This is a genomic window from Kordia periserrulae, from assembly GCF_003054265.1.
Classification (GTDB): domain Bacteria; phylum Bacteroidota; class Bacteroidia; order Flavobacteriales; family Flavobacteriaceae; genus Kordia; species Kordia periserrulae.
In genome coordinates this window covers 265510-280437 of the sequence record NZ_QBKT01000005.1, presented here as the reverse complement: position 1 = coordinate 280437, position 14928 = coordinate 265510, and the positions used below count along the sequence as shown (strand labels likewise).

Annotated in this window: 12 protein-coding genes; 6 read left to right on the top strand and 6 right to left on the bottom strand. The window is 38.7% G+C overall.

Annotated elements, in window-relative coordinates:
• Positions 1–61 precede the first annotated feature (61 nt).
• The 6 genes from C8N46_RS12315 (at position 62) to C8N46_RS12290 (ending at position 7036) form a co-directional block, all read left to right on the top strand.
• Positions 62–898 carry a hypothetical protein gene (locus tag C8N46_RS12315; RefSeq protein ID WP_108115200.1) on the top strand — a complete coding sequence of 279 codons (837 nt, stop codon included), beginning with the start codon at positions 62–64 and terminating at the stop codon, positions 896–898.
• Between the two features lie 13 nt (positions 899–911).
• On the top strand, positions 912–1793 hold the full coding sequence (locus C8N46_RS12310) for a hypothetical protein (protein ID WP_108115199.1): 882 nt from the start codon (positions 912–914) through the stop codon (positions 1791–1793).
• A 21-nt stretch (positions 1794–1814) separates the two neighbouring features.
• Positions 1815–2696 carry a hypothetical protein gene (locus C8N46_RS12305; protein WP_108115198.1) on the top strand — a complete coding sequence of 294 codons (882 nt, stop codon included), beginning with the start codon at positions 1815–1817 and terminating at the stop codon, positions 2694–2696.
• 11 nt (positions 2697–2707) lie between these two features.
• A complete protein-coding gene (locus C8N46_RS12300) occupies positions 2708–3601 on the top strand; it encodes a hypothetical protein (RefSeq protein ID WP_108115197.1) in 894 nt (297 codons plus the stop codon).
• Positions 3602–3765: 164 nt separating this feature from the next.
• A complete protein-coding gene (locus C8N46_RS12295; RefSeq protein WP_108115196.1) occupies positions 3766–5856 on the top strand; it encodes a thioredoxin domain-containing protein in 2091 nt (696 codons plus the stop codon).
• Positions 5857–5863: 7 nt separating this feature from the next.
• A complete protein-coding gene (locus C8N46_RS12290; RefSeq protein WP_108115195.1) occupies positions 5864–7036 on the top strand; it encodes an MFS transporter in 1173 nt (390 codons plus the stop codon).
• A 16-nt stretch (positions 7037–7052) separates the two neighbouring features.
• On the opposite strand, the gene C8N46_RS12285 is transcribed toward C8N46_RS12290, so the two are convergent.
• The 6 genes from C8N46_RS12285 to C8N46_RS12260 are packed head-to-tail and all read right to left on the bottom strand — an operon-like array spanning position 7053 to position 14926.
• Positions 7053–8450, bottom strand: coding sequence for an MFS transporter (locus C8N46_RS12285; RefSeq protein ID WP_108115194.1), 1398 nt, complete (start codon positions 8448–8450; stop codon positions 7053–7055).
• 15 nt (positions 8451–8465) lie between these two features.
• Positions 8466–9824: a GntP family permease gene (locus C8N46_RS12280; RefSeq protein ID WP_108115193.1), complete on the bottom strand. Its 1359-nt coding sequence runs from the start codon at positions 9822–9824 to the stop codon at positions 8466–8468.
• Positions 9825–11213 carry an NADP-dependent phosphogluconate dehydrogenase gene (gene gndA, locus C8N46_RS12275; protein ID WP_245896837.1) on the bottom strand — a complete coding sequence of 463 codons (1389 nt, stop codon included), beginning with the start codon at positions 11211–11213 and terminating at the stop codon, positions 9825–9827.
• Positions 11210–11698 carry a gluconokinase gene (locus C8N46_RS12270; RefSeq protein ID WP_108115191.1) on the bottom strand — a complete coding sequence of 163 codons (489 nt, stop codon included), beginning with the start codon at positions 11696–11698 and terminating at the stop codon, positions 11210–11212. Before C8N46_RS12270 ends, gndA begins: the two co-directional genes overlap by 4 nt.
• Positions 11691–13934 carry a glycoside hydrolase family 3 N-terminal domain-containing protein gene (locus C8N46_RS12265; RefSeq protein ID WP_108115190.1) on the bottom strand — a complete coding sequence of 748 codons (2244 nt, stop codon included), beginning with the start codon at positions 13932–13934 and terminating at the stop codon, positions 11691–11693. Before C8N46_RS12265 ends, C8N46_RS12270 begins: the two co-directional genes overlap by 8 nt.
• Positions 13931–14926, bottom strand: a complete 996-nt coding sequence (locus C8N46_RS12260) for an SMP-30/gluconolactonase/LRE family protein (protein ID WP_108115189.1) — start codon at positions 14924–14926, stop codon at positions 13931–13933. Before C8N46_RS12260 ends, C8N46_RS12265 begins: the two co-directional genes overlap by 4 nt.
• Positions 14927–14928 lie beyond the last annotated feature (2 nt).

The window sequence follows — 14928 nt, the reverse complement described above, 5'->3', positions numbered from 1 at the left end:
AACATTTCGACGCAAGCGTCAGAGCATTATAAATCTCGATTATCGAGTAAAAAACAAATAGATGAAACTAACAAGAGGAATGCGAGTTTTTGGTCATATAGATGATCTTTCTAGCCAAATTCAAATAAATACAGGTACACGAGAAGTACTTGAAAACAATGGCGTAAAATATTTTGAAGGTTCTTTTATTCCACTGCAAACTTGGCGAACGTTGTCTACTTCAGAATTGAAAAAAATAGACGCCACAGGAGAAACGTTCGCTAATTATAGCAAAAACATCTACATCGGTGAAGTTTCTAAAAAAATAAAAGATGCTTTCATGCTATTGGATTTATACAATTGTAGATCACCCGATGAGGTTTTTCCTAGATTTAAAGCGCGTAAAAAGGAAGTAAAAAAGATTAATACAGTCTTACACGAATTCTTAAAAAAATGTTCCTCTACGGGAAATTTTAAATTTCATAAAATCACGCGAGCCTTGCCAAATCAAGAAACGATGACAAGTTTTCATGTGGAAGGTGAGTTTTTACATTTAGGATTACACATCGATCAAAGCAGACATTTTAAAATTCATACTGCGTACAAATCAGGAAACAGAATAACGATCAATTTGAGTTATGAAACACGTAGTTTGATATTTACCAACTTAACAATGATTCAGGCATATAACTTGATTCGTAAAAAAGTTAATGTAAAAAAAATCATACTCAACCCAGATACGATTGCCATGCACTTTTATAGACTTTATCCTGACTATCCTGTATTGAAATTGGACTTAAAACCCTTTCAATATTATGTAGCACCCACTGATAATTTTTTCCATGACGGTTCTACAATGGGAACAAAATATATAGACATCACTATTGTGTACACAGGACAATTTGATCAACTACCTTAATACGATACAACTAATGCAAATCATACAAAACGGTATAAAACTACACAGCGAATTGGATAATTTTTTTGATGAAGTTCAAATCAATTCAGGAACCGTTCATCATCTACAACAAGAAAAAGCGAAAGTTGACTATTTAGATTGGTCTTTTGTGCCACAATATGAAGACAATGCATACGTAGTAAAGCGCGATTGGCGAAAATTAACCGACCAAGAGATCAAGGCGTTAACCGCGTCAAAAAATAGAAACTATTACAATACCATATATGTCGGAGATATTTCAGATGAATTAAAACACATCTTTGACGATTTAAAATTTAAAGAATGTTTGCGACCAAAAGATGTAAAAGAATGCATGAAGCGCGATCATGATTTGACACTAAAATTAAGCAATACGATGCAAGAATACCTATCGGAATTTGCCAATGACCAACCGTTTCACTTTCACTTTATTGGCGCAAATCTTCCCAATATTGATATGGTTGCTGCCGATACGTATTCGCTCCCTGATGGCTATCAAGAAGAAGACAAAAAATGTATGGGCATTCATAATGACGGTGCCGAATTGAGATCAGTACATCAAACTTACAAATCAGGCAATCGATTCACCATTAATTTAGGAAACGAAACACGCTATTTTCTATACGTAAATCTGTCGCTCACACAAGCGTTTAACATGCTCAAAGAAAAGCTTGGTGTTTCCCTAGAGCACGTAAATTTATATAACATCTCAAAACTATTTTTTAAATACTTTCCAGACTATCCAGTCATAAGAATTCCGCAAAAACCCTATCAATACTACATATCGGCAACCGATCATTGTTTTCATGACGGATCAACATATGGAATGACAACACTAGATGTGTTGATGATTTATTTTGGAAAATTTCAATACTAAACGCACTAAAACTAGAACACAATGGAAATGAAGAGACAAATAACAGTTTACAATACGCTTCCGGAAGGCTTGGATGCATTAAAAATAAGCTCTGGAACCGTACATCATAGCAAACAAAAAGCTGCTGCTGTAGATTATTTAGGAGAAAAATACACACCTAAATTTACACCGCAAGCATACGTAAGTAAAAAAGATTGGAGACCTTTAAATGAAGATGAAATTGCCTGCTTAACACCTCCAGAAAATCGAGATTATCTCAATACCATTTATCTTGGCGTTATTCCTGACGAACTACGTGAATGTTTTGAAACATTACAGTTAGACGAAAGCCTACACAGAAGAGATATGTTTTTTAGATTGGAAAAAGATCCTGAAGCGGTAAAAAAGGCAACCGCACTAATGAATGATTTTTTACTTCCCATGTCCAACAACGAACCTTTTCACTATCATTGTATGGGTGTAAATAATCCCAATTTAGAATTAGTGGCAGCAAACACAGTTATGCTTCCTCAAGATCATGTAGCGTCTGATAGAGTACTTATAGGACTTCATAATGACGGATTACAAGAGATGACCATTGAAACCGCACATTCCTTTGAAAACAGAATTAGCATCAATTTAGGGAAAGATTCACGCTACTTTTTATTTGTAAATTTATACTTAACGGAAGCGTATAAAATGCTAAAAGAATGCATGAGCCCTGACGAATTTGAACTGGTAAACATCTCAAACATTCCAAAATATTTCTTTAAATACTTTCCAGATTATCCTGTAATTCGTGTAGAGCAAAAGCCATATCAATACTACATTGCAGCTACTTTCAACTGTTTTCATGATGGCTCTACTTTAGGCAGTACACATTTGGACGTTACGATGGTGTATTTTGGAAAGTTTCAATATTAAAAAGAAAAATCATGACAGCAGTAGCAACAGCAGCGACAATAAAAAAGGGGATAGGAATTCATTCAAAATTACCAGAAGGATTTGATGCAATCCAAATCAATTCAGGTGTGATTCATCATACCGCACATCAAGGTTCGCGGGTAAATTATCAGAATTTATCTTTTATGCCTTTGTACATTGATGAAGCGTACATTCCAAAACGTGATTGGCGATCTTTGGAAGCTTCTGAAATAAGCATTTTAACAAGTACTTCCGAACTAAAAGATCACAATCATATCTATCTTGGGGAAATTCCAGAAAAAGCAAAACAATACATCAAAGAGATAGATTTTAGTTCCTGTATCGGAAGAAGTCAAGTAATGGAACGCTTCAAAGCCAACCAAGAATTAACCTTGGCGCTCAATACAGAATTACACAACTTTCTACAAACCATTGCCAACGATAAACCGTTTCATCTACATTGCATTACGGCAAACTTACCGAATGTAGAAATGGTAGCGTGTGACATTACGCGTTTGCCTGAAGATTTTACCATTCCTGAGAAAAAATACATGGGCATGCACAACGATGGCACGCAATTTATGACCTTGCATACGACGTATAAACATGGCAACAGAATTTGCATCAATCTAGGTTCGCAAACGCGTTACTTTTTGTACATCAATCTGTCGATGATTCAGGTGTACAATATGCTCAAAGAAGTGACGGACATTAGCAAAGTAGATGTGTATAATGTTGCCGAAACCTTTTTCAAGCATTTTCCAGACTATCCTGTCATCCGAATGGCACAAAAACCATATCAATACTACATTGCGCCAACGGACAATTGCTTTCACGACGGCTCTACACTAGGAAATACCGAATTGGATGTCAATATGGTGTATTTTGGGAATTTTACGCATTAATGAGGTGTTGGGTTTTGGGTATTAGGTGTTAGGTTTTGGGAGTTTTTTTATTCAATGTCTAACGTTCAAGGTTCGTTTTGTAGGTTTTCATTTTACGACGAAAAACAAACAACGAATCACAAAAAACAAAACACAATTTAGCTATATTTGAGAAAAAAGCTTGCATGCGCATTGTTTACTCACTTTTATCTCTTTTTTTTCTGCTGATTTCGTGTTCGGAAACTCCTAAAGAAACGCACAAATACACAAATGCACTCATCAATGAAACGAGTCCGTATTTAGTGCAACACGCGCACAATCCTGTGAATTGGCAACCTTGGAGCAAGGACATTCTCGCGAAAGCGAAAGCAGAAAACAAACTCATCTTATTTTCTATTGGCTATGCATCGTGTCATTGGTGTCATGTAATGGAAAAAGAAACTTTTGAAGATGAAACTGTGGCTAAATTCATGAACGCACATTTTATCAATGTAAAAGTAGACCGTGAAGAACATCCAAATATTGACAAAACCTATCTCAAAGCGGTACAATTAATGACGGGAAATGCAGGTTGGCCGTTAAATTGTGTGACGCTTCCGAACGGTGAACCAGTTTGGGGCGGAACGTATTTTACGAAGGAAAACTGGATGCATTCGCTGCAACAAATCGTCAAAATCTACCAAGAAAATCCTGAGAAAACCGTGGAATTCGCGCAGGCACAAGTCCAACGCATGAATGTACTACAGAATTTCACAAATGAAGAAGCTCTGCAACTTTCTAAAATCTCTACAGATGCTATCATAAATACGTGGAAAAAAGAACTCGATTTCGAAAACGGCGGATTGCAAGAAGCAGAAAAATTTCCACGACCAAGCAACTACAGATTCCTGCTTCGCTATGCAATTACACAAAAAGATACTGCTGTTGAAAAACATGTCAATCAAACATTACAAAACATTGCCAATCGCGGATTGTTTGACCATTTGGAAGGCGGATTTGCACGCTACGCCACAGACAAACACTGGAATATTCCACACTTTGAAAAAATGTTGTACGACAATGCACAACTGATTTCGTTGTTTTCGTATGCTTATCAAACCCAAAAAGAAGAACGCTATAAAAATACTGTTTTTCAAACCTTGCAATTTCTGGAACAACACTTACTACGCGATGACGGTTTGTGTTATGCTTCGCTCAATGCAGACAGTTTGAATGAAGAAAACGACACCGAAGAAGGCGCGTATTATACTTGGACAAAAGCGGAATTACAAGAGATATTAAAAGACGATTTTAGCTTGTTTGCAGACTATTTCGGTTTGAATGAAATTCCACTTACGGAAGACAAAAAACATGTGTTGATCAAAGTCTATTCAGACGAAATATTCATTCAAAAACACCAACTTACAACAGCGACATTGCAACAGAAAATTGCACAATGGAAATCAATACTGCTTGCGGAACGCCAACAAAGAAAGGCACCTAAAACGGATACTAAAATCATTACTTCGTGGAATGCGTTGTTGCTAAAAGCTTATACAGATGCGTACAAAGTTTTTGGTGACGAAACACTTAAAATAAAAGCTATCAAAACGGCAACTGCCATCAAAGAAAAGTTAATTTTGAACGATTGGAAAGTCCTGCGAAGTCTTGAAAACAAAGAAATTCACGGTTTTCTAGACGATTACGCGTATTTGATTGATGCGTTTTTGGCAGTATATCAAATTACGTTTGACGAACAATGGTTGCTCGATGCCAAATCGTTACTTCACTACACAAACGAACATTTTTATGACGCTGAGAAAAAGTTGTTTGCCTTTTCCAAACGTGATGCTTCTGGACTTGATTTTAAAGAATTTGACGTAGAAGATGGCGTGATGCCGTCCGCGAATGCTGTAATGAGTCACAACCTATTTCAGTTGGGACACTATTTTGGCAATGATGATTATTTAGCAAAAAGCAATCAAATGTTGCAACGCATTTTGCCCGACGCGCTAGAATTTCCGTATTTATATTCGTATTGGCTGGAGTTGTATTTGAATCTCTCACAACCGTATTATGAAGTTGTGATTAATGGAAAAAATGCCATCGCAAAAGCAAAAGAATTACAACAACACTATCTACCGAATATTATTCTGTGTGGAAGCTCTACCGAAAGTGATTTGCCGCTGCTAAAAAATCGTTTTTACGAAGACAAAACCTTGATATATGTGTGCGTCAACAGAGCCTGTAAATTGCCTACCGAAAGTGTAGAAAAAGCATTGGAATTGATGAACTAACACTCCCATGAATCCGCCAAAACACATACTTCCTGTCATTGTACTATCGCAATTCTTTTGCACATCGTTATGGTTTGCTGGAAATGGCGTGATGCATGAATTACAAACAACATTTCTACTCAACGAAAACGCATTGGGACACCTTACGTCTGTACTTCAATTTGGTTTTATCGTTGGAACGTTTTTATTTGCCATTTTATCTATTGCTGATCGGTATGCGCCATCCAAGGTTTTCTTTGGTTGCGCAGTCTTGGGCGCAATATGCAATGTATTCCTCGTTTGGAAAGGAAACACCTATACAAGCATACTTCTGTTTCGTTTTTTTACGGGTTTTTTCCTTGCGGGAATTTATCCTGTAGGAATGAAAATCGCGGCCGATTACTACCAAAAAGGCTTGGGGAAATCGCTCGGATATCTTGTCGGCGCCTTGGTTATTGGAACTGCGTTTCCACATTTACTAAAAGAAATCAAAGGCGAACTTCCGTGGGAATTTGTCATCATCACGACGTCTGTACTAGCGTTGTTAGGCGGAATTGTAATGCTATTTTTTGTCCCAAACGGTCCGTACAGAAAACCTTCTCAAAAAATTGATTTGAAAGCAATTCCAACGATTTTTAAAGAACAAAAATTTCGAAAAGCAGCGTTTGGATATTTCGGACACATGTGGGAGTTGTATGCTTTTTGGGCGTTTGTACCGAGCATGCTTCACTTATTCAACAAAACACACACTACAACATTCAATATTCCTGTAGCATCATTTTCAATCATTGCTATTGGAGGTTTGGCGTGTGTATTGGGCGGTTATATTTCCCAAAAAATCGGCGTAAAACAAGTCGCGATGAGTTCGTTGGCGTTGTCGTGTCTTTGTTGTTTGTTGTTTCCACTACTATTTTCTGTGGGTTCAGCAAACCTATTTATCGTTTTTCTTCTCTTTTGGGGAATGGTTGTCATTGCCGATTCACCACTTTTTTCAACCTTAGTGGCTCAAAACGCTCCGTCAAGCTTAAAAGGCACGGCGCTTACCATTGTAAATTGCATAGGTTTTTTTATCACCATTATCAGCATTCAATTGCTAAACACTTTACAAACTTGGACAAATACACCAATAATCTTGACGGTTTTAGCCTTTGGTCCATTAATAGGTTTGATGGTTTTACTTGGAAAGAAAAAGACTCGATAAAAAAATAGCAATTCAACTACGCATCAACTTTCGCAGCACGTCTTTCTTCCAACTCCGCTTCAATCACTTCCATTTTTTTAGACGTCAACGGATAAAACCACAACGCAATTACACCAACCAACACAAAAATTGCAGGTACAATACTCATATTCAATTTGATACCTTCTAGCATTTCTGGTGTTTTCACGACTGCTTCTCCGTCGTAATTGTACATGTTTAAAATCATCAAAGTAATGAATCCTGCCATACCGCCGCCAAATTTCATGGCAAATGTTCCCGCCGAATAGACCAATCCAGTAGCACGTCGTTTGTTTTTATATTCGGAATAATCAGCCGCATCGCCCAACATTGCAAAGAACAATACAGGCATCAAACCAGCGCCAAATTCAGAGAGAATTCCCAATGTAAACATACTTCCCACTTGATTGGCTTCCAACCAATACATCGCGCCCGCTGTGATTGCAGAAAAAACAATACTCATGATGAATAGTTTTACTTTTCCAAAAAATCGCGTCAACGCGGGTGCAAAAACGGTAGATATCATCGAAATGACCAATAATGACAGCAAGTACAAACCTGCCAATCCTTTTTTTCCGCCCCAATCGACCAGACTTCCAAATATATTCTGTTCATCATTTACATAATGCGAAAAGTAATACATGGTCGTGCTTTGCTTAATCACGTTGTAGGTAACAAAGATAAATCCGATAAGTAATAAAATTAACCAAGGAACATTTTTAATTAAATCCTTATAATCGTCTTTCAAATTGCTTGTTTTGATAACAGGAACACGTTCGCGCGTGGTATAAAAGGTAATCAACGAACAACCTGCTAAAATAAACGCTAAGACATACATAGTATATTGATAACCAATATTTTGATTTCCGTCGCCTAAATAATCTACCAACGCAATCACACCAATCGTTGCAATGATTCCACCCAAATACGCACCAAAGAAACGATAGGAAGACAGTTCGGTACGCACTTTTACATCGCTCGTCATCACGCCCATCAATGCAGAATACGGCACGTTATTCGCCGTGTAAGTCAATGTGTAAAAAATGGACGTTGCATACGCCCAAATTACTTTTCCTGTCAAACTTAAATCTGGTGTGGTAAATTGTAAGATTAACGCAACAGCAAACGGCAAGGCTGTCCACAACAACCACGGACGAAATTTTCCATACTTGCTTTTGGTTCTATCGGCAATATTTCCCATGATCAAATCGGTCACACCATCAGTCAATCGAATTAAAAATATCAACGTCGCGGCAACTGCAGCTTCCAAGCCAAATACATCGGTGTAAAATATTGGCAGAAAATAGGCAACGGTTCGCCAAGCGATGTTTGCGGCGGTATCGCCCAAAGCATATCCTATTTTTTCGCGCAAGCTTAATTTTTTGTGTGTTGCCATATTTTTTGAGTTAAATTATTTTATAAATGCAATGACAGCAACAATGGAGAAACTCACCAAGGCTAATATGGTTGTCATGACTGTCCAACTTTTGAACGTTTGCTTTTCATTGATTCCCAAATATTTACTAACCAGCCAAAATCCGCTATCATTTACATGTGACATGATGGACGCGCCCGAAGCAATGGCAATCACCAGCAACGCTTTGTCAATATCTGTGATGCTTTCCTGCGCCATGACCAACGGTGAGGTAAATCCCGCAGCGGTAATCATTGCCACTGTTGCCGATCCTTGTAATATTCTGACCAAAACCGCAATAAAAAAACCGAAGATAATGATTGGAATGCCAATTTCCGCAAAATATGTCGCTAACATGCTGCCTGTTTTTGTCGCGACTAACATTTCTTTAAAAACACCGCCAGCACCTGTCAACAGAATGATGACTCCCGTGGGCGCCATAGATTTTGAAGTAATTTCAAGCAATTGCTGTTTCGTGACTTTTCTTCGAATTCCCAACACATACCATGCAATTAGATTGGCAATAATCAACGCTACAATAGGATTCCCTACCAAACCTATCCATTGTTTGATGTATGCTGGAATGAAATTGTCGCTTACGAGCGGACTGTTGATAATGGTATTGCAGACAATCAACAGAATTGGAATTCCGATGATGGAAAGTATCAATCCGATGGCGGGATAGTTTTCTTCTTGTGGCATTTCTGTAGTGATTTCGGGAGCGTCAACGTGTATTTTTTGTGCGATGTATTTGGCAAATATCGGACCGCAGACAATCGCTGTTGGAATTCCTACCATGAATCCAAAAAGAATTACCCAACCCAAATCGGCTCCTAAAATATCCGCAACAGCAATCGGTCCTGGCGTTGGTGGAATAAACGCATGTGTGATTGCCAATCCTGCCAAAAGCGGAATTGCGTAGAGCAACAGCGATTTTTTTGTTCGTCGTTGCAACGAATAGATAATCGGCACTAAAATGATAAACGCTACATCGAAAAATACAGGAATTGCAACTAGAAACCCTGTCATCATTAACGCCCAAGAAGCCCGCTTTTCGCCAAACTTTTTTAGTAAGAATCGCGCTAAGGCTTCTGCACCACCAGAATATTCTAAGATTGCTCCAAAAATAGCGCCCAAGCCAATCACCAACGCTACAAAACCGAGTGTATTTCCCATACCGATTTGTATGGTTTGAATGATATTTACAGGCGACATTCCAGCAGTAATTCCCACCGTAATACTTGCCATTAATAAGGCGATAAATGATTGTATTTTAAACTTTAAAATCAGCACTAACAATACTGTGATTCCCGCAAAAACGGCTAAGAGTAATTGAATATTTAGTGTTGCTTCCATCTACTTTTTCCAGTTATAGTGAAACGTTTGTCCTGTAGTGTCGTTTACTTTTTGAAACGTGTGCGCGCCAAAGAAATCGCGTTGTGCCTGAATCATATTAGCAGACGTTCGTTGAGTTGTCATCATGATCCAATAGTTATACGCTGCTGATATACACGGAATGTTCAAGCGATTGTCCAATGCGTATTTGATGATTTTTTTGACGTCGTTTTCTTGTGTTTGCAATTGCTGAATAATACTAGAATTATCTAAAAGTGTCGTGTGCTGTTGGAAGATTTCAATACTTTTTTCAAGCAATGCTGATTTGATGATGCAACCATTTGACCAAATGCTACAGATTTCCGCTAAATTCAATTGCCAATCGTATTCTTTGGAAGCTGCTTGCAACAATTCAAAACCTTGATGTAGGTTGAGGATTCTTGCAAAACTGTAGGCTTCTTTTAAGGCTTCTATATTTAATTCGCCAATGCTTTCTTTTGCAGATTTCACGCCTAATTCTTGTCTTTTTTGATGAAATGAAGAAATATATCGCGCATATACCGCCGCTGTTTTTATGGTTGTTGGAACTCCTAATTCCATTGCCGCTTTGCTCGACCACGAGCCTGTTCCTTTGTTTCCCGCTTTGTCTAAAATAGTGTCCAACACATAGTCGTCACCTTCTTTTGTAGTTAATATTTTTGCAGTGATTTCCAACAGATAACTTGCCAATTCCGTTTGATTCCACGCGTTGAAAAGTGCCGCGATATCCTCATAATTGTTACTTTTTGACAAGATTTCATACAATTCTGCCAACAATTGCATATCGCCGTATTCGATGCCGTTGTGTACCATTTTTACAAAATGTCCCGCACCATTTTTTCCCAAATATGCACAACAGGGTTTTCCATTGTTATCCTTTGCCGCAATCGTTTCTAAAATAGGTGCTACTTTTTGATAACTTCTCCAATCGCCGCCAGGCATCAATGAAGGACCTTTTAATGCGCCTTCTTCTCCACCCGAAATGCCAACTCCTAAAAAGTGAATATTTTTTTCGCGTAAGGTTGTAATTCTTCTATTCGTATCTTGATAATGTGAGTTTCCGCCATCTAAAATGATGTCTTCTTCCGAAAGAAACGGCAATAAATTATTCACGACTTGGTCAACTGCATTCCCAGCATTCACCATCAGCAAAATCTTGCGTGGCGTTTCTAAGGCATTGATAAAATCCTTCAACACAGTAAAACCTTGCACATTTTTTTCTGCGTGCGCTGCCACAAAATCTTTAGCAATATTGACCTCATCTTTCGTTTCACGATTGTACACCGCTACCGAAATATGATGGTTTAGTGCGTTGATGGCAATGCTTTTTCCCATCACGCCCAATCCTATAATGCCAAAGGTTGCTTTCATGATTGTTGGAGTGTTTTTAGGATTTCTGTGAGTATGTTTTCAGGCGATTTTTCAATAGATATATGCATTCCATACGTTGGTGCTTCAAGCGTGTCAAATTGCGATTGTAATAAATCGACATTCATAAAGTGTTCGCGTTGTTGCATGCGCTGTTGAATGGTTTTGAAATCGCCTTTGAGGTATATCCATTCTATATGTTGTATATCTTTTGAGAGTATTTTTCGGTAACTTTCTTTTAATGCGGAACACGCCAACACAACTCCTTTTTGGCGCGATTGCTGAATGAGTTCTTGATTGATATCTTCCAACCAAGGTTTTCTATCCGTATCAGTAAGCGCGATTCCGTTTGTCATTTTTTGAATGTTTTCTTTAGGATGAAACGCATCCGCATCAATAAAAGGAATCGTTAACGCTTGTGACAGTAGTTTTCCAACCGTGGTTTTGCCGCAACCGCTTACGCCCATAATGATGTATACCTTATTCATATTTGATGGTAGCGTTCATTCCTGTTGCCGAATGTTGTCCGACGAAAATGTTGAACTCTCCTTTTTCTACGCCGAATACTGCTTCGTTGTCATAGTATTTTAAATCATCCAGTGAAAGCGTAAACGCGACTTCTTTTGCTTCGTTTGGTGCTAATGTTACGTGTTGAAATCCTTTGAGTTCTTTGACAGGTCGCGTAATTCTTCCCACGACATCTTGCACATATAATTGTACGATATCATTTCCTGTACGCGTTCCTGTATTCTTCACCGTGACTTTGATAGTGATATCATTTTGCTCAGAAATTTTACTGCTTGATAGTGTCAAATCACTGTATGCAAAAGTGGTATAACTTAGTCCGTATCCAAACGGATATTGCGGTAAATAGCCAACGTCTAAATAATGTGTCGTATTTCCTAATGAGCTTTGCCATGCACCTATTGGAATGCTGTCCATTTGCACAAATTCTTCAGGAATCACTGGTCGTCCTGTGCTTTTATGATTGTAATACAACGGCAATTGCCCTGCTACTTTTGGCCATGTTACAGGCAATCGTCCGCTAGGTTCCGCGTTTCCGTATAGCATATCGTAAATGGCTGGTCCGCCCATCGTTCCAGGATGCCACGTCATGAGAATGGCGTCTACATCATTGATAATGTTTGATACCGTAATGGGTCTTCCTGCCATGATAACAAGTACAATTGGTTTTCCTGTTTTTGCTAATTCTTTGATGAGTTGTTCTTGTGCGCCAGGTAGATTGATGTTAGATCTACTGTGTGCTTCTCCAGAAAGAATGGCTTCTTCACCACCGATAAATAGAATGACGTCCGATTTTTTGGCGGCGGCAATTGCTTTGGAAAAATCTTGGGTAGATTTGTCTCTACTGTACGATAAGCCTTCTACAAATTGAAAATCTACCTTTTTGTCTTGAAATGTCATTACGGGCGTTTGCGTATAGTTTCCATCACCATCAAACGACCACGTTCCGAGTTGCTCTCTCGGTTTGGTTGCCATCGGACCAATTATAGCAACTTTAGATGCTGAACCTAAAGGCAAAATGTTTTGTTTATTTTTCAACAATACCGAACTTTTGATTGCGGCTTCTTTCGCCATTTGCAAATGTGATGCTGCGTATAGATTTTCACTTTTGTCTACACGATACGGGTTTTCAAATAAGCCCATTCTAAGTTTTACGCGTAAAATTTCTGCTACTAAGGCATCAATTTGTGCTTCGGTAATGTTGCCTTCTTTTAGTAATTCTTTTGCATACATTTCAAAAGTTGCACTGTTCATTTCCATGTTTAACCCTGCTTTGAGTGCAATTTCTGCAGCGTGTTTTTCATCTGTAGCAAAACCATGTGCAATCATTTCTTTGACAGAATCCCAATCGCTCACCACAAAACCGTTAAACTTGTATTTTTCGCGTAAAATAGTGGTCAACATTTTTGTATCGCCCGAAGCAGGAATTCCGTTGACTTCATTGAAAGCCGTCATAAAGGTTTGCGTTCCCGCATCCACTGCCGATTTGAATGGCGGTAAGTAACTATTGTGCAATTGCGCTTCACTGATAACTGTGGTGTTGTAATCGCGTCCGCCAATGGCTGCGCCGTAACCGACAAAATGTTTTGCGCAAGCAATCATACTTGTCGGGTCATTTAAACTGTCGCCTTGAAATCCTGTTACATACGCTTCTGATAGTTTGGTTGCCAAAAACGGATCTTCGCCAGGTGATTCGGCAATACGTCCCCAGCGACTGTCGCGTGCAATATCTAACATGGGCGCAAAAGTCCAACGAATTCCAAACGATGAAGCTTCTACCGCTGCTACACGTGAGGAGTTTTTTGCGACTTCAGCATCCCACGTTGCGGCAATTCCCAATGGAATGGGAAAGATGGTTTTGTAGCCGTGAATGACATCTCGCGCAAAGATGAGTGGAATGTTGTTGGGACTTTCTTCTACGGCAATACGTTGTAATTCGTCTACAAATTCGGTATTGGTTACATTGAGAAAAGCGCCTATTTTCCCATCGCGCACGGCTTGTTTTAGCGAATCGGATAATTGCCCTTTTACTCTGCTTGAAGTGCCTCGTAAGTTTAGTTGCCCCAATTTTTCATCTAGTGACATTTTAGACAATAATTCAGAAACTTTGTCTTCTAGCGTATTGGTTGGTTTTTCTTCTGTTTTACACGCAATGATTGTGAAGAAGAGTACGAAGATAAGTGTGTATATTTTTTTCATGGTTGTGTTTCGTCTTCCGTTTCTTGATTTGTTTTGAGGATTGGTTTTTTGAAAAAGTCGCTGTGTACGCCTTTTACGTCCAATTCTATTTTGAATAGCGAACCTGCCAACGGATATTTGGTACTTTCTTCTTCCGTCATGTCCAAACTTGAAGTTGTGATGTAGAGTGTTTGTAAATTTTCGCCTCCAAACGCACACGAAGTGACATTGTGCGCTGGCACTTTTATTTTTTGAATGAGTTTCCCCGTTTTCGGATTGTAATTGGCAATGCTGTTTCCATTCCACAATCCTACCCAAAGTGTGTCGTTTTCGTCAATTGCCATACCATCGGGCGAACCTTCTGCTACAGGAATCGTTACTACGACTCTTTCATTGGAAATGGTACTCGTATTTTTGTCATAATCAAACGCACGTATGTTGGTGGTTGGCGTGTCAATATAGTACATCGTTTTGCCATCTTTTGACCAAACGATTCCGTTAGAAATGGTAATGTTCCCAAGCATTTTGTCTACATTTCCTTGTGCGTCAACTTTGTATAAGTTTCCGCCAGGATTTGTTTGTGAGTAATCCATAGAGCCAATCCACAGATTCCCATTCGGATCGCATTTTCCATCGTTTAGGCGTGTTCCAAGGTTTTCGGCTTCTACATCGGTGAGTTTTATGATTTTTTCTGTGGCAACATTCACCACATACACACCATCATTGAGTGCTACTATTACGATGTTTTTTTCTTCAGAAGGCACGACGGTTCCGATTGGAGCCGGCATTTTGATGTGCTTATTCGTTTTGTTTTCTGGATTGTACACATTGAGTGATTCCCCAATAATATCTACCCAATACAATTGATTGTTTTTATAATCCCAAAAAGCGCCTTCGCCCAGTTTTGCTGGAATTTTATATTCAATTTCAGCTACTAATTCTGTAGGTGTTGCTACTTTTTCTTTGCAACTCATTAGGGTGAGGAGCAACACAAATACGGTTATTTTATTCATGT